We start from the raw sequence: 26,985 nt of genomic DNA on the forward strand, positions 1-26,985 counted from the left end.
AGGAGGTCACCATGCTTCGTTCCCTGCGCGCCCCCGCCGCCGCCCTGCTGCTCTCGGCCCTGACGGTGCCGACCGTGCACGCTGGCGCCGCCCCGCACATCAACAGCGGCCAGGCCAGCGTGCTGGTCACTTCGCTGATCGTGGTATCGGTTCCGCTGGCCACCTCGATGGGCCTGGCCGCGCTGTCCAAGGCGCCGTTCAAGGCCAGCGAGCGCAATGGCCGGGTGGCCGAGCGCACCCCTGCGGTACCGCTGCCGCCGATGGAAGTGAAGCAGGTGGCGACCACCGCCGCTGGCGAGCGCCAGGTGCAGCTGCAGGTGCCGGACAAGGCCGACCAGACCGCCACCCTGCAGTGGCCGGCGATCGAGGGCGAAGACCCGGTGGCCGGTTTCGTGGTCGGCCAGCAGGTGCGCTTCGACCCGACCGATGCCGGTGCCGGCTGGACAGTGAAGAACAGTGAGGGCAAGGCCCTGGCCTATGTGCCGACCGCCTATGCCGCCGGCGACGCGCTGAGCGAGCAGCTGTAAAACTGAACGGCCGTTTTTGGCTTTGCGGCGGGCCGGGCGGATAATGGGCGATCCCCTTTGTCCTCTGGCTCGCCATGTCCGTGCGTCCTGCGCCTGTTTTTGCCCCATTGACCGCCCGCGCCCTGGTGCTGGCGGTGCTGGCCATGGGCGCGGTGGTGCTGCTGTCCAACGTGCTGGTGCAGTACCCGATCAATGACTGGCTGACCTGGGGTGCTTTCAGCTACCCGGTGGCCTTTCTGGTCAGCAACCTGATCAACCGCCGCTTCGGCCCGGGCCCGGCCCGCCGCGTGGCGTGGATCGGGTTTGCGGTGGCGGTGCTGCTGTCGGTGTGGGTGGCGACGCCGCGCATTGCGATCGCCTCGTGCTCGGCCTTCATCGTGGCCCAGTTGCTGGACATCACCGTATTCGATCGCCTGCGCCGCGGCAGCTGGTGGCGCGCACCGATGGTGGCCACCACCTGCAGCGCTACGGTGGACACCACGATCTTCTGGTCGATCGCCTTCGCCGGTTCCACCCTGCCGTGGGTGAGCTGGGCGGCGGGCGACCTAGCGGTGAAGCTGGCGATCGGCGTGTGCCTGCTGGCCCCGTTCCGCGCGCTGCTGTGGAAGATGGCGCCGCTGCGTACAGCGGGCTGACCGCCTCACCGGTAGGTGCCAACCTTGGTTGGCGCACTCTCTGAACCCGGTGGGTGCCGACCGTTGGTCGGCACGCTTCTCCAGGATTCATCGCAGCTGAGAGATTGTGCCGACCAACGGTCGGCACCTACCAATGGACGGCCATCGCCGGGCCCTTGATCCGGTAGCTGCCAACCTTGGTTGGCACACTCCCTGAACCCGGTGGGTGCCGACCGTTGGTCGGCACGCTCCTTCAGGGTTCATCGCAGCTGAGAGATTGTGCCGACCAACGGTCGGCACCTACCAATGAAAAGCCATCGCCAGACCATTGATCCGGTAGCTGCCAACCTTGGTTGGCACACTCCCTGAACCCGGTGGGTGCCGACCGTTGGTCGGCACGCTTCTTCAGGGTTCATCGCAGCTGAGGGATTGTGCCGACCAACGGTCGGCACCTACCAATGAAAAGCCATCGCCAGACCATTGATCCGGTAGCTGCCAACCTTGGTTGGCGCACTCCTTGAACCCGGTGGGTGCCGACCGTTGGTCGGCACGCTTCTTCAGGGTTCATCGCAGCTGAGGGATTGTGCCGACCAACGGTCGGCACCTACCAATGAAAAGCCATCGCCAGACCATTGATCTGGTGGGTGCCACGGTCGGCACCTACCCAAAGCTGCTACCGCCATTGCAAGCACTCAGGCGAACGGCAGCTCCGCGGCGATGCACGCGGCGCGGATCGCCGCACACGCCTCTTCGATGGCCGGCGTGGTCGGTGCCAAGCGCGGCCGGCGATCCAGCGTGCAGGCCAGCCCGACCTCCAGCAGCGCGGCATGCGCGCCATGCAGCGCCTGTGCGGTCGCTTCGGGCAGGAACTCCGCCGCCGCCAGCGCGTCGATCAATGCAGGCGTGGCACGAGGCTGCAGCAATGCCGGGGTTTGCGCACTGCATGCCAGCACGCCGGTCTGCAGCAGGAATTCCAGGTCGACCACGCCACCCGCGCCCTGCTTCAGGTCGAGTCGCGCGGCATCGCTGCGGTCCAATTCGGTGCGCATGCGCCCGCGCATCTTCACCACATCGGCATACAGCGTTGCGCGATCACGTTCGCGGCCCAGGGTCTGCGCACGTACCTGTTCGAAATCCTGCAGCAGGCTGGCATCGCCGGCCACGCCGCGTGCGCGCACCAGCGCCTGGTGCTCCCAGGTCCATGCGCGATCGCGCTGGTACTCGGTGTAGCTGGCCAGCGAAGACACCAGCGAGCCCTTGCCACCATCCGGACGCAGGCGCACGTCGATGTCGTACAGGCGGCCGGCGGCGGTGACTGCAGCCAGCAGCGCCATCACCTTCTGGGCCAGGCGCGCATACCAGCGGCCCGGCTCCAGCGGGCGCGCGCCGTCACTGGCTTCCACACCCGGCGGGTGATCGTGCAGGAACACCAGGTCCAGATCCGAGCCGAAACCCAGCTCCAGGCCGCCCAGGCTGCCGTAACCGATAATCGCGAAGCGGCCGCCGGCGATAGCGCCGTGCGCGGCGTGCATATCGGCCTCGGCCATCGCCAACACGGTGATGACTACCGCCTGCGCCAGTTCGGCCAGTTGCCGGGTGCTGTCGACCGCGCCCTGGCGGCCATCCAGCGTGGCCATGGCCATGCGGAAGCTCAACGCCAGGCGAGTTTCATTGAGCCAGCGCAGCTGCGATTCGGGATCTTCCACCGGCAGCACCTGCCGGCATTCGGCCAGCATGCCGGCGGCGTCGGGCATCGGCCCGGACACGCGTACGTCCAGCAGTTCGTCCAGCAGCAGCGGATACGCGGCCAGGCGCTCGGCCAGCAGCGCGCTGCGTGCCAGCACGTCGACCAGTCGCGCGAGTGCGCTGGGCTGTTCGTCCAGCAGCGCCAGGTAGCTGGTGCGGCGCAGGACCGCCTGCAGCAGGCCGAGCACGCGCTTGAGTGCGGCATCGGGCTGCGGTGAACGGGTGGCCGCGTGCAGCAGTGCCGGCAGTACGCGGTCCAGTCGCGCACGCGCCGCATCGGACAGCGACTTCACGCCCGTACCCTGGGCGAAATCGCGCAGTGACTGATCGGCGCCATTGGCATCGAGGAAACCGGCCTCGGCCAGCAGCGGCGCGTTGCTGCCTTCGGGCAGGCTGCGCCAGTAGTTGGCCAGCGCATCCGGCGCTGCCTGGCCCTTGCGTGGTGCCAGCAGCGCACCGAACTCGGTACTGACGCGCTGCTGCTGCACACGTAGTGCCTCGCGCAGCGCATCCCAATCGGCATAGCCCAGGCCGACGGCAATCCGCTCGCGATCCAGCGTATCGCTGGGCAGCACATGGGTCTGCGCATCGCGCAGCATCTGCAAACGGTTTTCCAGCCGGCGCAGGAACAGATAGGCCTCGCGCAGTGCGGCGCCATCATCGCGAGCGATCTGCCCGGCAGCCACCAGGGCATCCAGCGCGACCAGCAACCGCCGCTCACGCAGCACCGGCTCACGGCCACCGCGAATGAGCTGCAGCGCTTGGCACAGGAATTCGATCTCGCGGATGCCACCGGCACCGCGCTTGATATCGTCGTGCATCTCGCGCCGGGCGACTTCTGCAGTGATAGCCGCCTTCATCTCGCGCAGGCCGTCGAGCGCGGTGAAATCCAGGTAGCGGCGGTACACGAACGGACGCAGGGTCTGCAGCCAGGCCTCGCCAGCGGCGATATCGCCCGCCACCGCGCGCGCCTTCAACCAGGCATAGCGCTCCCAGTCACGGCCTTCGCGCTGGAAGTACTGATCCATCGCAGCGAATGACAGTGCGACGCGGCCCGCGCTGCCGAACGGGCGCAGGCGCAGGTCGACTCGATGGCTGAAGCCATCGACGGTGGTTTCATCCAGCAGTTTGGCCAGGCGCTGGCCGAGCCGGGCGAAATACTCTTCGGCCGCCAACGCGCGCGGACCGTCGGATTCACCGCCCTGCACGTAGGCGTAGACCAGATCGACATCGGAACTGAAGTTGAGCTCGCCACCGCCCAGCTTGCCCAGCCCGAACACCACCAGCTGCTGCGGTTGGCCGTGGTCATCGGTGATCACCCCGTGGCGCTGGGCGAACTCCTGCTGCAGGGCGTCCAGCGCCAAGCGCAGGCAGTCCTCGGCCAACGCGGTAGCGCCCGCCAGAGTCTGCGGCACGTCATCCAGCCCGGCCAGGTCGCGCCAGATCAAGCGGGTGGACATCGCCGTGCGCCAGCGTCGCAGTTGTGCCGGCCAGTCGCTGGGCTGCAGCGGGTCGAGCACCGGCGCCGGCAGCGGCGGGCAGCCCGGCGCGGCCAGCTGTGCCAGCAGGCCGGGCTGGCGCACCAGGGTGTCCAGGGCGAAGTCGCTGCTGATGGCCAGCTGCACCAGCAGCGGCTGCAGTTCTGCCGGGATGGGATCGGGCACTGCCTGGGCCAGGCGCGCCAGCGCGCGGTGGACGAGGGGCTGCAGGGTGGCGGGCAATTCGGCGGGGGCGAGGGTCATGCACTGATTCTCGCGGGGTCGCATCTCTTTGCCAACGGCGAAGAGCTGTGACCGCTTGCTGCGATATCGCCGAAGGTTGCTGGGGTTGCCGGCCAGCGGCCGGCACTACCGATAATGGAGGCCGCGCATTCATCTTGGGCGACAGGCAATAAAAAAGCCCGCTTGCAGCGAACTGCCAGCGGGCTCTGCTCCCTCCCCCACGTCGGGATGCAGGGCCATCGTGCGGTGTACGAAAGTACTTTGCACGCTGCACTGCAAAACAAAACTGACGGGTATGGGAGAGGCGTTGCCGGAAACACCATTCCACGAAGGTAGAACGCCCCGTACGGCAGGGGATGGCCGATAATCGGGATTCCCCCCAGAAACGCTGTCGTCATGACTGTTGATCGCATCGCCAACGCGCGTCTTCGTGACCGCGTGGTCTCCGCCGAGGCCGCAGCCGCGCTGATCCAGCCCGGTGAAACCGTGGCCATGAGCGGCTTTACCGGCTCCGGTTACCCCAAGGCCGTTCCCGTTGAGCTGGCCCGCCGCATCGAATCGGTGCATGCCCAGGGCCTGCCCTTCCAGATCAGCCTGATGACCGGCGCCTCCACCGCGCCGGAACTCGATGGCGCGCTGGCCAAGGCCGATGGCATCGCCATGCGCATGCCGTTCCAGAGCGACCCGGATGCGCGCAACCGCATCAACGAGGGCAAGCTGGATTACATCGACATCCACCTCAGCCACGTCGCCCAGCACGTCTGGTTCGGCTTCTACGGTGAGATCGATACCGCCGTGGTCGAGGTCTCGGCGATCCGCGAGGATGGCTCGCTGGTGCCGTCCACCTCGCTGGGCAACAACAAGACCTGGCTGGACCTGGCCAAGAAGGTGATCATCGAGGTCAACGAGTGGCAGCCGGCCGGCGTGGATGGCATGCATGACATCTACTACGGCACCGCGCTGCCGCCGCACCGCAAGCCGATTCCGCTGGTCAATGCCAACGACCGCATCGGCGAGACCGCGCTGCGCTGCGACCCGGACAAGATCGTGGCCGTGGTGCGCACCAATGGCCCGGACCGCAACAGCCCGTTCAGCCCGATCGATGCGACCAGCGAGCAGATCGCCGCGCACCTGATCGAGTTCCTGCAGCACGAAGTGAAACGCGGCCGCCTGCCGGCCAACCTGCTGCCGCTGCAGTCGGGCGTGGGCAACATCCCCAATGCAGTGCTGGCCGGCCTGGCCAAGAGTGGTTTCCGCGACCTGGCCGCGTTCACCGAAGTGATCCAGGACGGCATGCTCGACCTGCTGCGCGACGGCGTGCTGAGCTATGCCTCGTGCACCGGCTTCGCACTGAGCCCGCAGGCCAACGAGACGTTCAAGGAGAACATCGATTTCTACCGCGAGCGCATCATCATGCGCACGCAGGAAATCTCCAACCATCCGGAACTGGTGCGCCGCCTGGGCTGCATCGGCATGAACGGCATGATCGAGGTGGACATCTACGGCAACGTCAATTCGACGCACGTGATGGGCACGCGGATCATGAACGGCATCGGCGGTTCGGGCGACTTCGCGCGCAATGGTTTCCTGTCTGCGTTCCTGAGCCCGTCGACGGCGAAGAACGGCACCATTTCGGCGATCGTGCCGATGGCCAGCCATGTCGACCATACCGAGCACGACGTGTCGGTGATCGTGACCGAACAGGGCCTGGCCGATCTGCGTGGCCTGACCCCGCGCAAGCGCGCGCAGGTGCTGATCGACAACTGCGCGCACCCGGATTTCCGCGCGCAGCTGCAGGACTACTTCGACCGCGCCAGCCGCGAGAGCTACGGCAAGCACACCCCGCACCTGCTGCCGGAGGCGCTGTCGTGGCACCAGCGGTGGCTGGATACGGGCACCATGAAGGCCTGAGTATTGCCGGTTCGCCGGGCATGGCCCGGCGCTACCCCGCATCGCACCTTGGTAGCGCCGGGCCATGCCCGGCGGTGTCCCGCATCGCACCTTGGTAGCGCCGGGCCATGCCCGGCGGGTGTGCCGCATCAGGTGCGCAGGCTCGCCAGCGATTCGGCCTGGATGCGCTCGTAGATCTCGAACTCATCGTTCACCGCCGCACCCAGCGCCTGTTCGAAGGCCTCGCGATTGGCATGGGCGGCGTACGCGCGCTGCTCACCGCCGCCCAGGTTCGACTGGAAGATGCCTGCGGCACTGACCGGCAGGAAGTCCTCGTAGACGATCGGATCGGCCGTGGCCAGGCCCGCGGCAACCAGCACTTCGGCCGGCAGATCGGCCACGCGCTCCGGCGCGGCGCGGCCAGCGTCGGTCAGCTGGTAGCGGTAATACCCCAGGCCTTCCTGGCGCAGGGTGTCGTGGTCATCCGGGAAGCTGGCGAACACCGCCTGCAGGCGCTGCCCATAGTCGCCACCGGTGCTGCCCGCGCCGTCGGCATCGCGCGCCTGCGTCAGCAGCTGGTCGTACAGCGCGCGGCCCTTGGCGGTCAGCGCCAGGCCACGCTGCTCGATCTCGCCGAAGCGCGCGGTATGGGTACCGGCGTCGCCGCCCTCGTTGCCCGGGAAGTGCACCGCCTCTTCCAGTGCCTTGAAGCTGGTCTGCCGCAGCAGGATCGGGCAGGCGCGGCGCGGCGGGCCCTCGATCACCGCCTTGGCGGCCATGCCGTGCTCGATCATCGCCGCCTGCGCAGCGTCGATGTCCAGCGTGCGCGGGGTCAGGTGGTTGATGTGCGGGCCACGGAAGCTGACCACGTCGGCCACCAGCCGGTGCGCCTTGTGCAGGGCATGGTAGGTCGGCAGGTCGACGGTGGCGTCACCATGCCAGCGGAAGGTCTCCAGCGCCTGTTCGACGAAGCGCTCGGCATCGGCCTGGGTCAGGCCACCGTCACGCTCGGCCTGGTCGATCAGCGCCAGTGCCTCGTCGGTGAAGATGCGGCGGCGGGCGAGGATCTCGGCCGACTGTGCGCGTAGCGCCTCGTCTTCGATCAGCTCCAGGCGCAGCAGCGAGGTGAACACGCGGAACGGGTTCAGTGCCAGCGCAGCGGCGGTCAGCGGGCGGAAGGCGGTGGAATGCACCGGCACGCCGGCCACCGACAGATCGTAGTAGCCCACCGGGTACATGCCCATCACCGCGAACAGGCGGCGCAGGGTTGCCAGTTCCTGCGGGGTACCGACGCGGATCGCGCCATGGCGTTCTTCATCCAGGCGGGCACGCTCGTCGTTGCGCAGCAGCTGCGCGGCCAGCGCCGGGTCCTGCGCCAGGACCTGCGTGTTGATCCGCTCCACCAGTTCCACCAGCGTGCCGTACAACGGCACTTCGGTGCGGTACATGCGGGACATGGCCTGGGCGAACAGGCGGCGGATCACATCAGGCGAAACGAAAGAGGCGCTCATCAGTCACTCGATTACGGGAACGGGGAACAGCTCGGACCCGTATTGTCGCCGGAGCGCGCGGCGGCGGCGATACGCAGAGCAACATGACCTGCGATGGGTAGTGCCGGCCGCTGGCCGGCAACCACCGTGCGTCGGGGGCATGCAGTTGCCGGCCAGCGGCCGGCACTACCGTTTGAGCTGGCGCTTCAGCGTGGCATCGAGGGCGATCGGCCGATCCCAGTGCTCGTAGCTGGCCACGATGGCGTGGCGTACGGCGCGGTAGTGCAGGTTCTGCGGCTTGGCCGGCATCCGCTTCACCACCTCGGCCCAGCCGCCCTCGGGGTCCTGGCTGAAGGCGCGCACGCTGTCGCGGCAGGTCTGGCCACTGGCCTTGGCCCAGAAACAGGCGAAATAGATGTCGCCGGCCTGCCACCGGTGGGTGGTGGCCAGCGCGGCGATGTAACCGCGCGGTACACCGGCATAGCGCGATACCTCGTCGAGGAAGGCATCGGGGTAACGCTCGGCGTAGTGGTTGATGTCGGCCAGCTGGGTGTCGACCCAGGCATCGCCGGTATCCACCTCATAGGTCGCCGAACGTTCGGCGGTCTGCTGCGCCAGCACGATGGCCGGCGCCAGCAGCAGGGACAACAGCAGGGCGCGCAGTGGCAGTTTCATCCTTCGATTCTGCCGCAGCCGCCGCGCCGTGTCAGGCCGCGGCAGCGGCCTTGGCCTCGATCGTCGCCAGCGCCGCCGGCCAGTCCCAGGCGGTATCGGCGTTGACCATGCGTGGTTCGTCGTCGGCCACGCCGTGCTGGGTCTCGTGCGCCCAGGTCACTGCGTAGGGGGTGTGGATACCCCAGCCGCCGAGGGTGATCACCGGTTCGATGTCCGAGCGCAGCGAATTGCCGACCATTACGAACTGCTGCATCGGCAGGTCGAATTCGGCCAGCACGCGGGCATAGGTTTCCGGGTCCTTCTCGGACACGATCTCGATGCGCGGGAACAGGTCCGCCAGCGCCGCGACCTTGATCTTGGCTTCCTGGTGGAACAGGTCGCCCTTGGTGATCAGCACCACCGGGTACCGCGCGGCTATGGCCGCCACCGACTCGCGTACGCCGTCGATCAGTTCGACCGGGTGGCGCAGGGTGTCATGGCCGATATCGAGGATGCGCTGGATGTCCTTGGCTTCGATCCGCTGCGAGGTGATCTCGATGGCCGCTTCGATCATCGACAGCGTCATGCTTTTCACCCCGTAACCGAACACGCCGAGGTGGCGCTGCTGCACTTCCAGCAGGTGGCGGGCGGTCTGGGTGTCGTGGACGTCGATGTAGCGCGACAGCAGGTCCAGGTAATCCTGCTCGGCCTTGCGGTAGTAGTCCTCGCTCTTCCACAGCGTGTCGTCACCGTCAAAACCGACCAGGCCGATGGCGCGCGAGGGCGCAGGCGTGGAGGTGTTCATCGCCCTAGGATACAGGCGCGGCGATGACGAAAAAAACCCGGGTGGCCGAAGCCACCCGGGTTGCCCATGCACCGGTTGTCCCGAATTCAACCGTGGATCAGCGACCCTGGCCTGCGGCCGTGCCACCCGCGCCGGCACCCGCCTGCTGGGCGGCCACGTAGGCCTTGTACTCGTCGGCGCTCAACTGGCCGTCCTTGTTGGCATCCGCCTGGTCGAACACCTGCGCAAGGCCCGCATTCACCTGCGACTCGCTCTTGCTGATGGTGCCGTTGCCATCGGTATCGATGCTGGCCCACGTCTGGCCACCGCCGTTGGCCTGCGCCGAGGCTGCTGCGGCCGCGTCGGTGGCCTGGTCAGCCGCCTGGCCTGCCTGTGCCGCCGCCTGCTGGGCCTGTGCCGCTTCGTTCTGTGCATGCGCGGCCTGCTGCTTGGCCGACTGCGCCATCGCCGGGATGGCCAACACGCTGCCGGCGGCGACGATCAGGGCGATCAGGGGCTTGCGGTTGCGAATAGTCATCTGGGGTGTCTCCTGAAGGGTGGTAGTGCGCGGTCGTTGTCTCCGCACGGCACCTACCCTGCCACCGCGTTTCTGAATCGATTTTGCGCCGCGATTCCCTCGAACACGCATGGTTAACCACTGGCGCAGACGCATGCGTTAGCGCGGTGGTTAGTGCGAAGTGAGCAGGTAGTAAGACGAGCATTCAGCGCTGCAGGATTTAACCGGCAGCGAACGAAAAACCTGCGTCAGTCGACGGTTTTTTCCGATGACCGCGAACTGAACAACACCCATCCCAATGCAACACCGGAGAGCGCACCGGCGATCTCCAGCACCACGCGGCTGCCCAGTTCGTTCGGATCGTGGATGGTGGACAGGAACAGGCGCGCATACAGCGGCGACTCCAACCGCACGATGCCCATGTAGAACAGCTTCCAGGCATCGATGCCGGCGGAGATGATCACCGCGATCACGCACGACCAGCCGATCGCATGACCCACGGTCCAGTGCAGCAGTCGGCACAGGTGGTGCCACAGGAAATACACCAGCAGGCCGACCAGCAGGGCGATGAGACCCGCCTCGAGCGTACCGAGCAGGCCGAAATGCAGGGGAAGGTTCATCGGGCGGGGACGCAGGAGAAGGCGGCCAGTGTAAGGCGTATCGGCAGGGCTGCGCCCTGGTACGCGCCATCGCATACGCGCTGTCGCTCCCACGCTTCGCTGCGCGAACCGCGGGCCCCCCTTACCAGCTTCCACACCCCCGCCGCTTCGCGGCCGCCCCCTGACTCAGGGGGCTCTTCCCCAGACGAGTACCGGCGGCTTCAGTAGATCCACGCCATGCGTGGATGGATTTCCATCGAATCGAATATTTCGACAATTGAACGAAGAACATCCACGCATGGCGTGGATCTACTGTGTCGACCAAGGTCGACACCCACCAGGAGCACGCCAAGCCATTCCGACAGATCGCGGAAATCTGTCGAAGGCGGGGTGGGTCCGGTTGCGGGGGCGTGAGCGCCATGGATGGCGCGACCGAGCTTACAGGGACGTACTTGCAGCGTCCCCCGCAACCGGACCCACCCCGCCATCCCACGGAATGCCAGCTGTTGCTGTTGCTGTTGCTGTTGCCGTCGATTCGGCGGGTGCAGGGCGCAGCCCTGCCGACAACCCCTTACCGCACTGGCACGTCGTAGGCGGTACCGGGGTCCGGCTCGGGCTGCAGCGTGTAGTGCCACCACTCCTGCGCATAGTTGGCGAAACCACGCCGTGCCATCGCCTGTACCAGCTGCTGGCGGTTGGCCTTCTGCGCGTCATTCAGGTCGGGCGTCTGCGTATGCGCGCGCGGGCCGAAGAAATCGAAGTCGGTGCCCATGTCCATCGGCGTACAGCGCCCGCTGCGGCAATCCAGCAGGCCCAGATCCACGGTGGCACCACGGCTGTGGCCGGAGCGCTCGGCGATGTAGCCGTCGCTCAGCAGCTGCGGCTTGTCCAGATCCGGATACTGCAGCGCCTTGCGCGACTGTTCCTGCGGATCACTTACCCAGGCCATGAACGCCTGCACCGCGCGCACCGGGCGATAGCAATCGTAGAGACGCAAGCCAAAACCCTGCGCGCGCAGGTCGGCTTCCACAGCAGCCAACGCCTTTGCCACCGGCGCCAGCAGATAACACGCGGGCGCCTCATAGCCGGGCACGCGCGCAGCGGTGAAGTTGTTGGCACCGGCGTAGCGGATGTCCATCTCGATGCGCGGCGACAGCGTGCGGATCTCCACCAGTCCCGCCGCAGTGACGTCGGTGGCGGGCGAGATGCGTGGTGGCTCAGCGGCGTGGGCCGCCGCTGCCAGGGCAATCGCCAGTACGAGTGAAATGCAGGTCCTGGAAGTCATAGCTGAAGTCGATCTCCGGATCGATGGCGCGCAGTTCCAGCGTCGGCGTGCCTGCATCGGGATTCAGCCACGCCTGCGCCGAGGGTTCCAGCGTATCCCACTGCAACAGCCAGCGACCCTGCAGCTGCTGCACCGTTGCCTGCAGCGCGGGCGATTTGTCCACGCTGAAGCGCAGGCCATTGCTGGTGGGGCATAGCGAGGCGGGGCCAAGCCAGGGATCGCGGTAACGCCCCTGCCAATGCGCCAGATCGGTGGTTGCAGCCGGGCGTGCAGCCCGGGTAGAGGGCGCACGACTTCCCGTGGCGGCACGCGCGGCACGATCGGCCTTCAGCTCGGCCAGGTAGTACCCCACAGGTTGCGCGTCATCCGGCGCGGTGAACTGTTTCAGTGTTGACTGCATCAGCGCGGTGCGGGCTTCTTCGGCCTCGCCGTTGAACAGCATCACTACGCCGACCTTGCGATCCGGCAGCAGCGCCAGCGAGGAATACATGCCCGACAGCGTACCGGTGTGCGCGACCTTCCACTGCCCATCCATGTCCGACACCCGCCAGCCCAACCCATAGCCATAGAAGTGGGCGTTGTCCCACTTGCGTTGGCGTTCGCCTAACGGCATCGGCATGTGCAGCGTCCACAGCATGCGGCGTTGCTCGGCGCTCAACCACGCCGGTGCCAGCGCCGGGTCCAGCAGCACCTGCATCCAGCGCGTCATGTCGCGCAGCGAACAGCGGATGCCACCGGCCGCCATCGACGTCAGATCGGGGCTGAGCGTTCCATCGGCACCGGCCACCACATTGCGGCCATCGCGACGCACATGCGGTTGGGCGACATTGCCGACCTGCTTCACCGACCATGCGCCCACCTGGCAACGGGTCATCCCCAGCGGTTCAAACACCCGCTCGCGCATCAGCTGGTCATACGGCTTGCCACCGGCGGCCGCAGCCACCTCACCGGCAACGACGTACATCAGGTTGTCGTAGGCGTAGCCGCTGCGGAAACTGGTGACTGGCTTCAGGTGTGCCAGCCCGGCGATGACATCGCTGCGGGTGAAGGCATTGGGCTCAGGCCACAGCATCAGGTCACCGGCACCCAGGCCGAGGCCGCTGTTGTGAATCAGCAGATCGCGCACCTGCAGGTGTTCGCCCACCCACGGGTCATGCATGCGGAACGCCGGCAGATGGCGGCGTACCGGGTCGTCCCAGCGCAGCTTGCCCTGCTCCACCAGCGTGGCCAGCAGCGCGGCGGTCATCGCCTTGCTGTTGGAGGCGATCTTGAACAGCGTGTCTTCGTCGATGCGGCCGCCGTCACCGCGCGCGCCTTCGGTGTGGCGATAGACCACCTGGCCATCCTCGACCACCGCCATCGCCAGCCCCGGCAGGTGCTCGTGCTGGCCCACGAAGGCGATGTCGGCGTCCAGGCGTGCGGTGTCCACCGCCCCTGCTGGGGCGGTGGCGGCAAGCAACGCGGCCAAGGTCAGCAGGCGATACACGGCCGGTCTCCATTGGCAGGGCCGGGCGACGCCCGGCCCTGCGCATCCTCGTCGATCAGAAGTTCCAGGTCACCACCAGCTGGGTGTAGCGCGGCGCCTGCCAGCGGGTACCGGTAGCGAAGGTGTTCTCGCGGTACTGGCCAGGCTGGGCTTCGTAACGCTGGTGCACGTTGATGGTCTTCTGGTTGTTGAAGATGTTGTACACCGACAGCCGGGCACTCAGGTCGATGCCCTCCACCGGCAGGCGCCAGGTCACGTTCGCGCCCATGGTCCAAGTCCACGGCAGGCGACCGAAGGCACCACGCGGGCTGTATTCGAACTGGCGTTTGTCATAGGGGCCGGAGCAGTTGGCCACGCACAGCCAGCCGGTGCCACCACCGCTGCCCTCACTGGAGGTGCTGCCACCTGCGATCGAATCGTTCGGCCACATGACGCCATAAGCGGTGATCGGGCCGCCGGACTGCACCTGCAACGTGGTGCCGAACGACCACTGCTTGTTCAGCGCATACGCCGCGCGCAGCTTGAACTGGTGACGGAAATCATTGAACAGCACGCCATAACGTTCATTGGTAGCCGGGTGATCCCAGAACTGGACCATGCCGGTGTCGCCGTAGTTGGTATCGGAGTTCACCGGCCCTTCGAAATTGCCCTCGCTCTTGGACCACAGGTAGGACGCGTTGAGCATCCACTTCTCGTCCCATGCGCGATCGATCTGGAATTCCAGCGCCTTGTAGGTACGCTTCGGCTTGGAATAACCGATCACCTCGCCGCTGCCGCCCTTGCGATAGCCGCTGTTGGCGGTATCGATGGTGATCCAGCCTTCGTTGGCGCAGCCGATGCTCTTGTCGCCCCAGATGGTCAGGCTCTCGCCCGGGTTCGCGATCGGCCACAACGTGCTCGGCGTCGGTCCGCACGGGGTGTAGTTGATGCGGATGTCATCCAGTGCGCGGGTCATGCGCCGGTAGGTGGCGTTGACGCCCCACGACCAGGCCTGGTTGATCATGTTCTGGAAACCGAGGATGTACTCGTCCTGGTAGACCGCTTTCAGGTCCTTGTCCACGCTCTGCCGCAGGTCGGCACCGCCGGTGTTCATGCGGGTGTCGGTCGGCCCGATCTGCTGTCCGATGACCGGCGCCATGTACGCCGAACCGGTAGGCGAGGTCTTCCGTTCCCAGCCCTCAAGCACGTAGTAGCTGTACTCGTCGGTCAGGCCGCCGGCGAAGTTGACGTTGATGTTGTTGGTCACCGGCAGGTAGTAACGACCCGCGTTGCCGAACAGCTTGGTGCTGCCATCGCCCTTCATGTCCCACGAGAAGCCCACCCGCGGCGCAATCAGATCGTCCATCTTGATGAACGCCTTGCCGGCGGCGGTGCGGTTTTCGAAGCGGTCCCAACGCACGCCAAGGTTCAGCATCAGGTTCGGAGTGATGTTCCAGATGTCTTCCAGGTAGAAGGCATTGGCTTCGGTCTCGAACTTGCCGCCGGATTGCCGGTTGCGCGCACGCAGCATCTCGGTGACACCGGCCGGCACGTAGGCATTGGCGCCGTCCCACACTTCATCCCCGGGACGCGCCACGTAGGCGGTGTAGCTCAAGGCGGTCGGCCCGGGATAGCGGGTGGTCTGGTCGGTGGTCATCAGCTCGCGGTCAACGCCGAAGCGCAGCAGGTGGTCTCCCAGCTGCCATTCGAAGTCCAGGCGCGCCACGTCGCGTGTGTCATCACGTTCGGCCACGGCGGTCCCGGTCGGATGGCAGCCGGCGCGCAGGCCCTGCAGCTTGGACAGGCGGGTGCCATAGGTGCTGTCGGTGAACACCGGGCTGCAGGCCTGGTCCAGCGACGAGTTGGTGAAGGCGCGCTGGTTGTTCTGGCCGACCATCGCGCGTGCGGTGAAGTTCTGTCCGAAGTGACCGGTGTAGGTGGCTGACCAGTTCTTGCCGCCAGTCTCGGTGATCGAATCACCGCCCCAGTCGCCGAGGCGGTTGTCATCCCAGTCGTAGGCGTAGGACGCATTGGTGACATCGCCTTCATCGGAGAATGCCAGCAGCGCCAGGCTGTGGTTGTCATTGATGTTCCAGTCCAGCTTGGTGCCCCAGAACCCATTGCCGGACTTGTTCTTGAACCAGGTGCTGCCATCGGACGAGGTGTTGTGGCCGCGGTCGTTGCGGTCCTCGTACATGGCGAACAGGAACAGCTTGTCCTTGATGATCGGCCCAGAGCCCCAGACATTGGTCTTCAGGAACGAGTTGTTGTCGCGGCTGCCATAGGAATGCGGCGTACCGTCGCGATGGAAATGGTCACCACCGCTTGAGCGCCCTGCGCTGGGCTCGGCAGTGACTTCCACGCCGCCCTTGAACTCGTTGCTGCCCGAGCGGGTGACCGCGTTGATCACGCCGCCGGTGGAACGGCCAAACTCGACCGAGTAGCCGCCGGTCTTGACCTGGAATTCATTGAAGAACGCAAACGGGGCCGTGCTGAAGCCGCGACGCGTGTACATGTCGGTAACGTTGAGGCCGTTGATGAAGACTGCGTTCTCGGCCACCGAGGAGCCGGCGAAGGACAGGCCGCCGAACGAGGAGTTGCCGCCGACCACGCCCGGTGCCATCAGCGCCACGGCGGACAGATCCTGTGCCACCGGAAGCCGTGAGATTTCCTGCCGGTTGATGTTGAATGAGGTCTCGGTGGAATAGACATCCACCCGGTTGATCACGCGGGTACCGACCACCTGCAGTGCATCGAGGTTGGTGACGCCGCCGCCACTGGCCAGGTTGACGGTCGTAGTGCCGCCGACAGCGACGCTTACCGCCACCTGTTCGCCCAGCGTCTGGCCATCGCGGCTGAGCTGCAGCCGATAGTCACCCACCGGCAGCTGGCCGAGGCGGTAGCTGCCGTCGGCACCGACGGTGACCGTCCGGGTCAGGCCGGTGCCGGCATTGACGACGGTGATCTGGTCGCCCGCGGTGGCGCGGCCGGCGACCGCACCCGACACGTTCTGGGCCATGGCCGTGGCGGGCAGCATGATGCCCAGACACGCGCCGAGGGCGACGCACAAGGCCGCCCGCTTGATGTTGTAAGCCTTCATCCCCTGCTCTCTCCTGCAAGAATTGAATGGTGGTGGGGTGGTGTGTCGCGCTAGCGTTGCCCGGCTGGCAGTACCCGCCACTGGAAGTCGTAGCTCCATTGGTCGAAGTACAGGTTGCCGCCTGACCACTCGGCCTCGCCGCGCTGCGAGTCGACCGTTTCCGAGCGGTAGTGCTGTTTGGCCGGCACGAACGCCAGGCCGAGATCGTCGTTGAAGGCGATGCGGTAGCCATCGAGGCCACCGAGGTAGAAGTCACGCAGCGCGGGCGTGCCGCTGGCCAGCGCACCGGTGGTCACATCCATCGGCAGCCAGCCGTAGGACGCCAGGTAGACCTGTCCCCAGTCGTGCAGGTTGTTGTAGCCGCTGCCATCGTCGGAGAACACCATGCCCGATTGCCAGCGCGCGGGAATGCCGTTCATGCGCAGCAGGGCGATCAACAGCAGTGTCTGCTGCCCGCAATCGGCATGACCGGCGCGCAACGCGTAGTCGCTGATGTTGCTGAGGGTCGAGTACTCGCGCGCACCGGCCCATGGAATGCGGTCGACCGCGGCGAACAGCTTGCGTACCACTTCATACGGGCGTGTCTCGCCCTGCAGCACCTGGTCGGAGAACAGCTTCAGCGCCGGGGTGAAGCGCACGTGCGGCAGCTGCTCGGCCAGATAGGGCTTCAATGCTGGATCATCCGGCGTGGCCTGCACCTTCGTCGCATCGATTGCCGTGTGGCGCGCGAAGATCGTCACCGCATAGCGGATTTCAAAGTGCGTCGGCTGGCCAGCCACGGCTGCGGCTTCCAGGTAGGCGGTGCGCTGCTGGGTGCTGGCCGGAGCGACTCGAGCCTTGCCTGGTGCACTGCCGATCCACTGCACGCGCTCCTGCTGGCCGGGAATCTCGCGCGGGTACGGAATCCAGGCACGTACGGTTTCGCCGGCCGGTACGGCATCCGCCTTGACCGTCAACGATTGGGTGAATTCGATGCGCTGCGGCAGCACGGATGCCATGCCGCTCTGTTCGGCGGCGGCAACCACGCGCGCGTGATGCGCGTTGAGCACCTCGTTGGGGCCCGGCGCCGGCATCGGCGCATCCGCGCGGCGGCGTGCACGCGCTTCATCGCTGAGCAGGAACAGGTTCGATGGTGCGCGCTTGAAGTACCAGCGCGTGCCATCGATGTCGAGATGCTCGATCAGGCCAAGCTGGTCCCAGCGCGCGAATTCCTCGTCGGTCAGGTCGGGAATCCAGCGGCGTACCGCTGCTTTGGCAGCGGCGTGGTCAAGGGAGAAATCCAGTTTGATGCGGCGCATGCGCTCGCGTTGGAACGCGCTTTCGGCAGCATCGCCAGCGGTCGCCAGCAACGCATCGGCATCGCTGAAACGACCGCTGTCGACCAGATCGATCAGCTGCGTTTCCCGTTCGCGATCAGTGGCGCTGCGCGGATCCGCGGCCGGTGCCGCCGACGCCCACAGCAGCAGCGCGGCACACAGGCCGGCAGCGGCAGGCAGAGACGGTTTGCGAACGGCAGGATCCACAGCGACACTTCCCAAGCGCGGGTGGTAACGGCTGTGTAACACGGGCCGGAAGACCGGTCAATAATTTATTCTTGCTTTCGGGGCCGAAAGGAATAAATATTCCAACAGGCATTCGAGGAGGGTGTGCAGCGCATGATCCTGGCTTCCCGCGAACCGCGTCGGCACTGGCCGCACCGGTTGACCTTGGCACTGGCCCTGGGCCTGCTGGGCGCACCCGCATTCACCCAGGCGGCCACGCCTGCACCCGACCCCGGCGCCCCGCTGCGTTACGTGATCGGCCTGCACGAGGCCTACCTCACCGCGGACTACTGGGCGGCACGGCTGGACAATGCCGACGCACCTATCCTGGACCGCGCGCAGATCGAGGCGCAGAACGCACGGATGCGCGCGCAGGACAAGCACATCCAGGACATCGCCACCCTGCCTGCGCAGCTCAGCACGGCACAGGTGCGTGACAGCATCGGCGCGCTGTCGAGCTGGCCCACGCGGGCGCTGTATGACGACAAGGGCCGCGCCATCGCACCGGACGTGCGCAGCGCGATCGAAGCCAACCTCGGTCTCGACGCAGTTCCGTCGCAGGTGTCGCCGGACTACGCCCTGGTGGTGAAGCGCGCCGCGCTGCGCACCTTCCCCACCCGCCAGCGTGTCTTCAGCACCGTCGGCGATACCGACATCGACCGCTTCCAGGAGTCGGCGCTGTTTCCCGGTGACAAGGTAGCCGTCGTCCACCGCAGCACCGACGGCCGCTGGTTGTTCGTGCACAGCGAGCGCTACAGCGCATGGATCGAAGCCGACGCGGTGGCCAGCGGTGACAAGGCCACGGTGCTCGGCTACGGCGCGAAGGGCCCGTACCGCATCGTCACCGCCGCCACAGCGCACACCGCCTACACACCCGAAGAACCGCGCGTATCGCGCCTGCAGCTGGACATGGGCATGCGCCTGCCGGTGTTGGCCGACTGGCCCGCCGCCGAGCCGGTGAACGGGCAACAGGCGCACGCCTCGTGGGTGGTGCAGCTGCCGGTGCGCGAGGCCGATGGCCGCCTGAAGCTGGTGCCGGCGCTGCTGCCGCGCTCGCAGGACACCGCCGCCGACTACCTGCCGCTGACTCCGCGCCTGCTGCTGCAGCAAGCGTTCAAGTTCCTCGGCGAGCGCTATGGCTGGGGCCACGACTACGACACCCGCGACTGCAGTGGATTCGTATCGGAGATCTACCGCAGCTTCGGCGTGCTGCTGCCACGCAATACCAGCGCACAGGCGGTCAGTCCCGCGCTGGACCGCTTGCCGTTCACCGCCAAGGACGGCAAGGCCGTGCGCGACCGCGCCGTCACCAATCTGCAGGTGGGTGACCTGGTCTACATCCCCGGCCACGTGATGATGGCCATCGGCCACGTCGATGGCCGCACCTGGGTGATCCACGATACCGCGGGCGGCAGCTGGTTCGGCGCCGACGGCAAGCGTGTGCAGGCCCACCTCAATGGCGTATCGGTCACCCCGCTGGAGCCGATGATGGCCAGCGACAGCGTCCGCTACATCGATCGCATCACCAACATCCAACGCCTGCGTGCCAAGAACCCCTGAATGAAGATCACCGCCATCGAACTGGGCATGCTGCGCGTGCCGCTGAAGACCCCTTTCAAGACCGCGCTGCGCACGGTGGAAACCGTGGAGGACGTGGTGGTGCTGATCCGCACCGACAGCGGCCACACCGGCTACGGCGAGGCGCCTGCCACCGCGGTGATCACCGGTGATACCCACGGCTCGATCATCGAAGCGATCCGGCACTTCATCGCCCCGCGCCTGATCGGCCAGGAGGTGGTCAACCTCAACCGCCTGTGCACGCTGGTGCAGACCGCGATGGAGCGCAACACCAGCGCCAAGGCGGCGGTGGAGATCGCCCTGTACGACCTGTGGGCGCAGCTGCATGGCGCGCCGCTGTACCAGATGCTCGGTGGTGGCGACCCGGTGATCACCACCGACATCACCATCAGCGTGGACTACATCGACAAGATGGTGGCCGATTCGCTGTCGGCGATCGAACGCGGCTTCGAGTCGCTGAAGATCAAGGTCGGCAAGGACATCGGCGTGGACATCGAGCGGGTCAAGGCGATCCATGCCGCCGTCGAAGGCCGTGCGCTGCTGCGCCTGGATGCCAACCAGGGCTGGACCGCCAAGCAGGCGGTGCATGCGATGCGAACGCTGGAAGATGCAGGTGTGGTGCTGGAACTGCTGGAGCAGCCGGTCAAGGCCGCCGACATCAGCGGCCTGAAGTACGTAACCGATCGGGTCAACACCCCGGTGATGGCCGACGAGAGCGTGTTCAGTCCGAGCCAGGTGATGGACCTGATCCAGCAGCGCGCCGCCGACATCATCAACATCAAGCTGATGAAAACCGGTGGCCTGTCCAACGCAATCCGCATTGCCGACATCGCCGGCATCTACGGCGTGCCGTGCATGATCGGCTGCATGATCGAATCCAGCATCAGCGTGGCCGCAGCGGTGCACCTGGCGGTAGCCAAGAGCGATGTGATCACCAAGGTCGACCTGGATGGCCCCTCGCTGGGGCAGTTCGATCCGGTCAGCGGCGGGGTGCGCTTCAACGAGTCGGAAATCAGCATCAGCGATGTGCCGGGGTTGGGCATCACCGAAGTGCGGGGGTTGGAGATGCTGGGTTGATTTCTGCCTTGCGGCTGGCTTGGCGTACAACTGACGTTGGGTCGGGCGTTACTTTTCTTTTCGCGAAAAGAAAAGTAACCAAAAGAAACGCTCCGCCGGCCGCGAGCCGACGTGCTGCGCACGCCGGTGCCCTGCGCTCCTCGGTCCGCCGAGGGACGACGCGGAACTCGCTGCGCTCAGACACCCGCGCCTCTTCGCCCTCGCCGGACCTGCGGTGCTCGGCTCGCTTGAAGGCGGACTCAACTGCAGCTCCGGGTAGATCCACGCCATGCGTGGATGCCCTTGCTCTTGCTTTTTCCCCACTCCGTAACCCCTTCGCGGCTGGCACCCGCCCGAGCCACCACATACTCTGCTCTACGCCGCCAACCGCAACGCGGTCCTCTATGCTCCAGCGCACGACCATCGGACGCCCCGCATGCCGCCCCTGCTGAAAATCCGCACCGAGCGCGGGCAGATGTCGGCCATCGAACGCCGCATCGCCGACTTCATCCTCGACAACGCGCACCTGCTGCGCGACTACTCCTCGCAGCAGCTGGCCAGCGCGCTGGGCATCAGCCAGTCCAGCGTGGTCAAGTTCAGCCAGAAGCTCGGCTTCAAGGGCTACCCGGACCTGAAATATTCCATCGGCGAGGACGTCGCCCGCGCCGGTGCCGACCCACAGCAGGCGCCCGCCGAACCGGACATCAGCGATGACTACCTGCGCCTGGGCGACGCCCTGCGCCGCAGCAAGGCCCAGGCCGAGGAAGAAACCCGCCAGGCCAACCCACGCGAGGAGATCGAGCGCATCGTGCAGCTGCTCGACGGCGCGCCCAAGCTGTTTGTGTACGGCCTGGGTGACGACGGCCTGTACGCGCGCGAATTCGCCATGCGGCTGTCGCTGCTCGGCCTGCTGGTGGTGCCGCATACCGATCCGATCCTGATGCTGGCCAACCTGTCCGCCGCGCGCCCGGGCGATGTGCTGCTGATGTTCTCCGAGTTCGGCAAGTTGCCACAGCTTTCGCAGCTATCGCGCCAGTTCCAGGACATGGGCGGCAAGGTGGTGTCGATCACCCGCCACACCGCCAACCCGCTGCGTGCGCATGCCGATGCAGCACTGGTGGTGTGCGCACACGACCGCGCGCCGCAGGTTGCGCAGCTGCTGTACCGTAGCGCCATGCATGCCCTGCTCGATTTCCTGTTCGTGCTGCTCTGCCACGCCAATCCGGATCGCCAGCAGCAGCTGGCGGTGAACCTGGAACGGATCGACCACCTGCTGGATTCCTGACCGGAGCGCCCGATGAACCTGCTGCTGGCCCGCCTTGCATCTGCCGCGCTGCTGCTCGTTGCCGCAGCTGCTCTCCACGCTGCCCCGCTGGACAACGCTCGCCAACTGATCGTGGTCACCAGCGAGACCTGGGACAGCACGCAGGGCCAGCTGCAGGCCTTCGTGCGCGACGGCAAGCACTGGCGCAGGCACGGCCAGGCCTTCCCGGTGGCGCTGGGTCGCACCGGCAGTGCCTGGGGCCTGGGCCTGCATCCTGCCCAGACCGACGGTCCGCAGAAAAAGGAAGGCGATGGCCGCAGTCCGGCCGGTGTGTTCGCGCTGGGCAGCGCGTTCGGCTATGCCATCACCCGGCCCGGCACGGCGATGACCTATCAGCCGATGCTCGAGAGCAGCTACTGCATGGACGTGCCAGCATCGCCGTTCTACAACCGCATCGTCGATGCGAAGAAGGTGGGCAGCGCCGCCATAGCCGGTTCCACCGAACCGATGCGGCTGGACCTGCACAACCAAGGTGACGTGCGTTACCGGGAAGGCTTCGTGATCGCGCACAACCCGGACAACCAACCCGGCAAGGGCAGCTGCATCTTCGCCCATCTGTGGCGCCAGCCCGGCGAGGCCACCGCTGGCTGCACTGCGATGCCAGAGGTGCGCATGCAGGCGTTGCTGGACTGGCTGCGCCCGCAGGACACGCCACGCTTCGTCCTGTTGCCAAGGGCCGAATACCAGCGCCTGCAGGCACAGTGGAAGCTGCCCGCGCTTGAAGGAGCCGTACGTTGAGCGCCGCCGACGAACCCCAACTGCAGCGCGCGGTCAGCCGCTGGCAGATCGTCGGCCTGTCCATCAACGATGTGGTCGGCAGCGGCATCTACCTGCTGCCGGCGGCCACGGTCGCCCTGCTCGGTCCCTTCAGCCTGTGGGGCGTGGTCGCCGCCGGCATCGTCGTCGCCCTGCTGGTGCTGTGCTACGCGCAGGCGGCCAGCTATTTCGATGAGCCCGGTGGCAGCTACCTGTACGCGCGCGAAGCCTTTGGCCGCTTCGCCGGCTTCGAGATCGGCTGGATGATCTGGCTGACCCGCATCAGCTCGGCCGCAGCGCTCAGCAATGCGCTGGCCGACGCTGTGGCGCGGTTCTGGCCGTGGGCAGGCGCAGGCATGGGCCGTATCGCGATCATCGTTGTCTCGCTCGGTTTCCTCACCGGGGTGAACATCATCGGCGTGCGTTCGGCCGCCCGCACCGGCATCGTGCTGGTGATCGGCAAGATGCTGCCGCTACTGTTGTTCGTGGCCATCGGCGCGTTCTACATCGACCCACAGCTGGCCTTCTCCGGCCAGCGCCCGGACCCGCACGACCTGCAGCGCATGGGCGAGGCGGCGCTGCTGTTGCTGTATGCCTACGCCGGGTTCGAGAACATTCCGGCCGCAGCCGGCGAGTACCGCAACCCACGCCGCGACATCCCGTTCGCGCTGATCACCATGATCGTCACCGTCACCGTGATCTACGCGGCGGTGCAGATCGTGGCGCAGGGCACGCTGCCCGGCCTGGCCAACTCGGCCACGCCACTGGCCGATGCGGCCTCCAGCTTCGGCGGCGAGGCGCTGGCGCTGATCCTCACCGTGGGCGCGACCATCTCCATCCTCGGCACCAACAGCAACACGATGATGATGGGCCCGCGCTTCCTGTTCGCCCTGGCCCGCGATGGCTACGGCCCGAAGGTGCTGGCGCAGGTGCACCCGCGCTTCCGTACCCCGGCCGCGGCGATCTTCTGCCAGGGCCTGATCGCCCTCGGCCTGGCGCTGTCCGGGTCGTTCGTGCAGCTGGCACTGCTGTCGATGACCACACGCCTGTTCGCCTACATCGGCACGGCCGCCGCAGTGCTGGTACTGGCCAAGCGCTATGCCGACCGTCCCGGCGCGCTGAAGCTGCCCGGCGGCCCGTTGATTCCGGTGCTGGCCCTGCTGCTGTGCGTGGCCCTGTTTGCCAGTGCCAGCTGGCAGAACATCGTCGCAGCGCTGGTCGCCTTCGCCGTTGGCGCGGTGATCTACAAGCTGCCGCGCAAGGATGCCGCTGCTGATTGACCTGCCGATCACGCTGCCGGTCCGGCGCGTTAACCGGCCGATGGGCACGATCAGGCTTCGTCCACTACGGAGCCTTCTGTCCATGAGCCCCGATTACCAGATCCCCGGTCGCGTGCCGGAAGACAGCACCCCGCGCGAGGCCATTTCCGACTACTGGCGCGACCGCTACAGCGCCGAACCGTATTACGACGCCAGCCTGCTGTTCGATGACTACGAGCCGGCCTATCAGATCGGCCACGCAGCACGCTTCAACGAAACCCGCGCCGATCAGGTGATCCGCGCCTACGAACAGGTCGAAGCGGAGTTGCAGTCCCGCTGGGCGACGGAGCGCGGCAAGAGCCGCCTGGAATGGGATCAGGCCCGCGCCGCTGTCCGCCGCGGTTGGGATGAAGCCCATGTGGCCGATCCGCGGCTGACGCGCCACGGTTGACCCCTCCAGCAGTTGACTGATGCAGCCCCAGTAGCGCCGAGCCCCTGCTCGGCGCCTTCTGCGTTGCAGGCCTGGCCTGGGCAGGCGCTTGGCGCTACCTCAGCCGGTCATTCCTGTTCCGGCAGCGGCGGGATCGACGACGCGCGCTTGGGCTCGGCCGCGTTGGCGGCAATCAGGTCGCGGGTGTTCTTCTGCACCGCCACCGCGCCAAACAGCGACAGCGCGAACGCCATGCCGTAGAAGCCCTTTTCGCTCAGCACCAGGGTGGCGTTCCACAGGCCGACCAGCAGCAGCAACAGCGCCGACAGCAGTGCGAACCAGCACAGCGCGTAGTACAGGCCGCTCACCGGAATGGCCTCGACGCGGTCGCGCACGCTCTTCTGCAGCGATACCGCTGCAAACAGGCCGAACAGCAGCAGGGTCAGGTAATAGCCCTTCTCGTTCAGCGGCATCTCGGCATTGAACAGGCCGACCAGGTAGGCCACCGCGCCCAGCAGCAGGGCCACCCACGAGGCGGCGATGAAGGCGGGCGAGGGTCGATGGATGAGGGGTGCGTTCATTGCAGGTCCTTGGCAGACAGGCGGGCAATGCTTTGCCCGGGCGACAACACCCTAGACGATCCGCGCCATGCCGCACAGGGGGAGCAGGACCTTCGGGCCACGACCGTCACCGCCCCGGTGGTATACAAGGGAGAGCCTGGCCATCCGCATCCCCTTCCGCTGGAGATACCCATGACCCGCACGCCCCTGCTGCTCGCCCTCGGCCTGCTGCCGATCCTCGCCACCACCGCCTGCAACGCGGCCGGCCCTGATGCGTCTGGCCAGAAGGCCCCGGCGACCGCCGCGGCCAGCGCAGACCAACGCCCCTTCACCGCCACCGAGGTCAGCCGGTTCGACCAGCCGTGGGCGATGACCTTCCTGCCCGATGGCAGCCTGCTGGTCACCGAAAAGCGCGGCAAGCTGCAGCATCTGGACCTGGCCAGCGGCCAGAAACATGAGATCACCGGTGTGCCGAAGGTCGCCTACGGCGGCCAGGGTGGGTTCGGTGACGTCATCCTGCATCCGGATTTCGCCCGCAACCATGTGGTGTACGTCAGCTACGCCGAGGAAGGCACGCTGGACACGCGCGGCGCGGCCGTGGCCCGTGCCACCCTCGCCCTCGATGCCAACGGTGGCGGCCAGCTGAAGGACCTGAAGGTGATCTGGCGGCAGACGCCGAAGGTCAGCGGCGAAGGCCACTACGGCCACCGCCTGGCCTTCGGCCCGGACGGCAAGCTGTGGATCAGTTCGAGCGAACGGCAGAAGTTCGATCCTGCGCAGGACATGAGCGGCAACCTGGGCAAGATCATCCGCCTCAACGACGACGGCAGCCTGCCGGCCGACAATCCGTTCGCCTCGCAGGGCGGTGTGGCCGCGCAGGTGTGGTCGCTCGGCCACCGCAACGTGCTGGGCATCGCCTTCGATGCCAATGGCAAGCTGTGGGCGCAGGAGATGGGCCCGGCCGGCGGCGATGAGCTGAACCTGATCGTGCGCGGTGCCAACTACGGCTATCCGATCGTGTCCAACGGCGACCACTACGACGGCCGTCCGATTCCCGACCATGACACCCGCCCGGAGTTTGCCGCACCGAAGGTGACCTGGAACCCGGTCATTTCCCCGGCCGGCCTGATGTTCTACAGCGGCAGCCTGTTCCCGCAGTGGAAGGGCAGCGCCTTCATCGGTGGCCTGTCGTCCACCTCGCTGGTGCGGGTTGCCTTCGACGGCGACAGCGCGCGCGAGGCCGAACGCTTCAACATGGGCGAGCGCATCCGCGAAGTGGAACAGGGCCCGGACGGCGCACTGTGGCTGCTGGAAGACGGCAGCAAGGCACGGCTGCTGAAGCTCACGCCGAAGGCCTGACGGCCGGGTGGTGCCGGCTGCTGGCCGGCACCTGCAGGAGCCCTGGTTGCCGGCCCGCGGCCGGCACTACCGATCTGGAACGGCCCTGCATACGGGGCCGTTTTCGTTACTGGATGGTGCCGACCTTCACCTCGGTGCGCGTGCAGGCCTTGTCCAGGCACTCGCCGGTCAGCCAGACCTGGCCATCGCCGATCATCACGCCCTGCTGGTTGACGAACACCGTGCCGAAGTCCTGCGCGGACACCGCCTTGACCACCGCCGGGGTGATGATCTTTTCGTAGTTGCGCTGGAATTCACCGGGCCCGGTGATCTTCCTGCCACCGCTGATGTTCAGCGGGAATCGCACTTCTTCAACCACCGCCGCGCGATCGCCACCGACCACTGCGGTCTTGAAGGCAGTGAATACTTTTTCATACTGCGCCGCATCGCCGAGCAGCGTCTCGATGCGCGCGCGGGCGTCGTCTGCCGCCGCAGGTGCTGCGGGGTTGGCAGCATCGGCCGGCGTCGCAGCCGCATCCTTGGCGTGCTCCGCCGCAGCCTGTGGCGCGGCGACGGCATCGGGCGTGGTGCTGGCGGCCGCTTCGGCCGGCGTCGCGCCCGTCATCGGCGGAGGCGCATCGGCGGCAGGTTCGGGCGGCGGTGCCGGCTGCGAGCACGCTGCCAGCAACAGGACAGGAACAAGGTAGGCCATCGTGCGCATGCGCGGTCTCCATCGGATCAGGCTCCGATG

At 66.8% G+C, this 26,985-nt stretch carries 22 protein-coding genes; 10 read left to right on the plus strand and 12 right to left on the minus strand.

Features of this window, described 5'->3' with window-relative positions:
- The first annotated feature begins 11 nt into the window (after positions 1 to 11).
- Positions 12 to 527 carry a hypothetical protein gene (locus tag LC407_RS18045; protein WP_223483348.1) on the plus strand — a complete coding sequence of 172 codons (516 nt, stop codon included), beginning with the start codon at positions 12 to 14 and terminating at the stop codon, positions 525 to 527.
- A gap of 74 nt (positions 528 to 601) precedes the next feature.
- Entirely contained in the window at positions 602 to 1,162 is a 561-nt protein-coding gene (locus LC407_RS18050) for a queuosine precursor transporter (protein WP_025878224.1), read from the plus strand.
- A 671-nt stretch (positions 1,163 to 1,833) separates the two neighbouring features.
- On the opposite strand, the gene glnE is transcribed toward LC407_RS18050, so the two are convergent.
- On the minus strand, positions 1,834 to 4,629 hold the full coding sequence (glnE, locus tag LC407_RS18055) for a bifunctional [glutamate--ammonia ligase]-adenylyl-L-tyrosine phosphorylase/[glutamate--ammonia-ligase] adenylyltransferase (RefSeq protein ID WP_223483349.1): 2,796 nt from the start codon (positions 4,627 to 4,629) through the stop codon (positions 1,834 to 1,836).
- Between the two features lie 375 nt (positions 4,630 to 5,004).
- Between glnE and LC407_RS18060 the strand changes: the two genes are divergently transcribed.
- A complete protein-coding gene (locus LC407_RS18060; RefSeq protein ID WP_080150722.1) occupies positions 5,005 to 6,519 on the plus strand; it encodes an acetyl-CoA hydrolase/transferase family protein in 1,515 nt (504 codons plus the stop codon).
- 128 nt (positions 6,520 to 6,647) lie between these two features.
- Here the strand turns inward: LC407_RS18060 and LC407_RS18065 are convergent, their stop codons facing one another.
- The 9 genes from LC407_RS18065 to LC407_RS18105 form a co-directional block, all read right to left on the minus strand.
- Entirely contained in the window at positions 6,648 to 8,009 is a 1,362-nt protein-coding gene (locus LC407_RS18065; protein ID WP_059065771.1) for a VOC family protein, read from the minus strand.
- Positions 8,010 to 8,174: 165 nt separating this feature from the next.
- On the minus strand, positions 8,175 to 8,663 hold the full coding sequence (locus LC407_RS18070; protein WP_059065769.1) for a hypothetical protein: 489 nt from the start codon (positions 8,661 to 8,663) through the stop codon (positions 8,175 to 8,177).
- A gap of 31 nt (positions 8,664 to 8,694) precedes the next feature.
- Positions 8,695 to 9,447 (minus strand): HAD family hydrolase, encoded by a 753-nt coding sequence (locus LC407_RS18075; protein ID WP_025878231.1) that lies wholly within the window; start codon positions 9,445 to 9,447, stop codon positions 8,695 to 8,697.
- 97 nt (positions 9,448 to 9,544) lie between these two features.
- Positions 9,545 to 9,964, minus strand: coding sequence for an EF-hand domain-containing protein (locus LC407_RS18080; RefSeq protein WP_025878233.1), 420 nt, complete (start codon positions 9,962 to 9,964; stop codon positions 9,545 to 9,547).
- Between the two features lie 227 nt (positions 9,965 to 10,191).
- The gene (locus LC407_RS18085; RefSeq protein WP_025878234.1) at positions 10,192 to 10,563 is read right to left on the minus strand and encodes a hypothetical protein; all 372 of its coding nucleotides are present in this window, start codon (positions 10,561 to 10,563) and stop codon (positions 10,192 to 10,194) included.
- 550 nt (positions 10,564 to 11,113) lie between these two features.
- On the minus strand, positions 11,114 to 11,827 hold the full coding sequence (locus LC407_RS18090; protein ID WP_059065765.1) for a M15 family metallopeptidase: 714 nt from the start codon (positions 11,825 to 11,827) through the stop codon (positions 11,114 to 11,116).
- The gene (locus LC407_RS18095) at positions 11,760 to 13,313 is read right to left on the minus strand and encodes a serine hydrolase domain-containing protein (RefSeq protein ID WP_223483350.1); all 1,554 of its coding nucleotides are present in this window, start codon (positions 13,311 to 13,313) and stop codon (positions 11,760 to 11,762) included. The genes LC407_RS18090 and LC407_RS18095 overlap by 68 nt, the downstream gene beginning before the upstream one ends.
- A gap of 55 nt (positions 13,314 to 13,368) precedes the next feature.
- Positions 13,369 to 16,392: a TonB-dependent receptor gene (locus LC407_RS18100; protein ID WP_223483351.1), complete on the minus strand. Its 3,024-nt coding sequence runs from the start codon at positions 16,390 to 16,392 to the stop codon at positions 13,369 to 13,371.
- Between the two features lie 50 nt (positions 16,393 to 16,442).
- Positions 16,443 to 17,915 carry a transglutaminase domain-containing protein gene (locus LC407_RS18105; protein WP_223483352.1) on the minus strand — a complete coding sequence of 491 codons (1,473 nt, stop codon included), beginning with the start codon at positions 17,913 to 17,915 and terminating at the stop codon, positions 16,443 to 16,445.
- A gap of 132 nt (positions 17,916 to 18,047) precedes the next feature.
- Between LC407_RS18105 and LC407_RS18110 the strand changes: the two genes are divergently transcribed.
- From LC407_RS18110 to LC407_RS18135, 6 genes are all read left to right on the plus strand, one after another.
- Positions 18,048 to 19,493, plus strand: coding sequence for an SH3 domain-containing protein (locus LC407_RS18110; RefSeq protein ID WP_223483353.1), 1,446 nt, complete (start codon positions 18,048 to 18,050; stop codon positions 19,491 to 19,493).
- Positions 19,494 to 20,588, plus strand: a complete 1,095-nt coding sequence (locus LC407_RS18115) for a dipeptide epimerase (RefSeq protein WP_025878242.1) — start codon at positions 19,494 to 19,496, stop codon at positions 20,586 to 20,588.
- Positions 20,589 to 21,003: 415 nt separating this feature from the next.
- Complete coding sequence (locus tag LC407_RS18120; protein WP_025878243.1) at positions 21,004 to 21,852, plus strand: MurR/RpiR family transcriptional regulator; 849 nt, start codon at positions 21,004 to 21,006, stop codon at positions 21,850 to 21,852.
- Between the two features lie 12 nt (positions 21,853 to 21,864).
- A complete protein-coding gene (locus tag LC407_RS18125; protein WP_223483354.1) occupies positions 21,865 to 22,629 on the plus strand; it encodes a L,D-transpeptidase family protein in 765 nt (254 codons plus the stop codon).
- Entirely contained in the window at positions 22,626 to 23,927 is a 1,302-nt protein-coding gene (locus tag LC407_RS18130; protein WP_033830177.1) for an amino acid permease, read from the plus strand. Before LC407_RS18125 ends, LC407_RS18130 begins: the two co-directional genes overlap by 4 nt.
- Before the next feature lie 82 nt (positions 23,928 to 24,009).
- Positions 24,010 to 24,357 carry a hypothetical protein gene (locus LC407_RS18135; protein WP_025878246.1) on the plus strand — a complete coding sequence of 116 codons (348 nt, stop codon included), beginning with the start codon at positions 24,010 to 24,012 and terminating at the stop codon, positions 24,355 to 24,357.
- Positions 24,358 to 24,464: 107 nt separating this feature from the next.
- Here LC407_RS18135 and yiaA read toward each other — a convergent pair whose 3' ends face one another.
- A complete protein-coding gene (yiaA, locus tag LC407_RS18140) occupies positions 24,465 to 24,917 on the minus strand; it encodes an inner membrane protein YiaA (protein ID WP_025878247.1) in 453 nt (150 codons plus the stop codon).
- Between the two features lie 171 nt (positions 24,918 to 25,088).
- On the opposite strand from yiaA, the gene LC407_RS18145 reads away from it, so the two are divergent.
- The gene (locus LC407_RS18145; protein WP_059065755.1) at positions 25,089 to 26,255 is read left to right on the plus strand and encodes a PQQ-dependent sugar dehydrogenase; all 1,167 of its coding nucleotides are present in this window, start codon (positions 25,089 to 25,091) and stop codon (positions 26,253 to 26,255) included.
- Positions 26,256 to 26,361: 106 nt separating this feature from the next.
- Here the strand turns inward: LC407_RS18145 and LC407_RS18150 are convergent, their stop codons facing one another.
- On the minus strand, positions 26,362 to 26,955 hold the full coding sequence (locus tag LC407_RS18150) for a hypothetical protein (protein ID WP_033830175.1): 594 nt from the start codon (positions 26,953 to 26,955) through the stop codon (positions 26,362 to 26,364).
- Positions 26,956 to 26,985: the final 30 nt, after the last annotated feature.

The organism is Stenotrophomonas sp. OVS01A (assembly GCF_019969775.1).
In the GTDB taxonomy this organism is placed as follows: Bacteria; Pseudomonadota; Gammaproteobacteria; order Xanthomonadales; family Xanthomonadaceae; genus Stenotrophomonas; species Stenotrophomonas indicatrix.

Coding starts and splice junctions, on each gene's coding strand:
- LC407_RS18045 (WP_223483348.1), top strand. CDS start 12: ATGCTTCGTTCCCTGCGCGCCCCCGCCGCCGCCCTGCTGCTCTCGGCC.
- LC407_RS18050 (WP_025878224.1), top strand. CDS start 602: ATGTCCGTGCGTCCTGCGCCTGTTTTTGCCCCATTGACCGCCCGCGCC.
- glnE (WP_223483349.1), bottom strand. CDS start 4,629: ATGACCCTCGCCCCCGCCGAATTGCCCGCCACCCTGCAGCCCCTCGTC.
- LC407_RS18060 (WP_080150722.1), top strand. CDS start 5,005: ATGACTGTTGATCGCATCGCCAACGCGCGTCTTCGTGACCGCGTGGTC.
- LC407_RS18065 (WP_059065771.1), bottom strand. CDS start 8,009: ATGAGCGCCTCTTTCGTTTCGCCTGATGTGATCCGCCGCCTGTTCGCC.
- LC407_RS18070 (WP_059065769.1), bottom strand. CDS start 8,663: ATGAAACTGCCACTGCGCGCCCTGCTGTTGTCCCTGCTGCTGGCGCCG.
- LC407_RS18075 (WP_025878231.1), bottom strand. CDS start 9,447: ATGAACACCTCCACGCCTGCGCCCTCGCGCGCCATCGGCCTGGTCGGT.
- LC407_RS18080 (WP_025878233.1), bottom strand. CDS start 9,964: ATGACTATTCGCAACCGCAAGCCCCTGATCGCCCTGATCGTCGCCGCC.
- LC407_RS18085 (WP_025878234.1), bottom strand. CDS start 10,563: ATGAACCTTCCCCTGCATTTCGGCCTGCTCGGTACGCTCGAGGCGGGT.
- LC407_RS18090 (WP_059065765.1), bottom strand. CDS start 11,827: ATGACTTCCAGGACCTGCATTTCACTCGTACTGGCGATTGCCCTGGCA.
- LC407_RS18100 (WP_223483351.1), bottom strand. CDS start 16,392: ATGAAGGCTTACAACATCAAGCGGGCGGCCTTGTGCGTCGCCCTCGGC.
- LC407_RS18110 (WP_223483353.1), top strand. CDS start 18,048: ATGATCCTGGCTTCCCGCGAACCGCGTCGGCACTGGCCGCACCGGTTG.
- LC407_RS18115 (WP_025878242.1), top strand. CDS start 19,494: ATGAAGATCACCGCCATCGAACTGGGCATGCTGCGCGTGCCGCTGAAG.
- LC407_RS18120 (WP_025878243.1), top strand. CDS start 21,004: ATGCCGCCCCTGCTGAAAATCCGCACCGAGCGCGGGCAGATGTCGGCC.
- LC407_RS18125 (WP_223483354.1), top strand. CDS start 21,865: ATGAACCTGCTGCTGGCCCGCCTTGCATCTGCCGCGCTGCTGCTCGTT.
- LC407_RS18135 (WP_025878246.1), top strand. CDS start 24,010: ATGAGCCCCGATTACCAGATCCCCGGTCGCGTGCCGGAAGACAGCACC.
- yiaA (WP_025878247.1), bottom strand. CDS start 24,917: ATGAACGCACCCCTCATCCATCGACCCTCGCCCGCCTTCATCGCCGCC.
- LC407_RS18145 (WP_059065755.1), top strand. CDS start 25,089: ATGACCCGCACGCCCCTGCTGCTCGCCCTCGGCCTGCTGCCGATCCTC.
- LC407_RS18150 (WP_033830175.1), bottom strand. CDS start 26,955: ATGCGCACGATGGCCTACCTTGTTCCTGTCCTGTTGCTGGCAGCGTGC.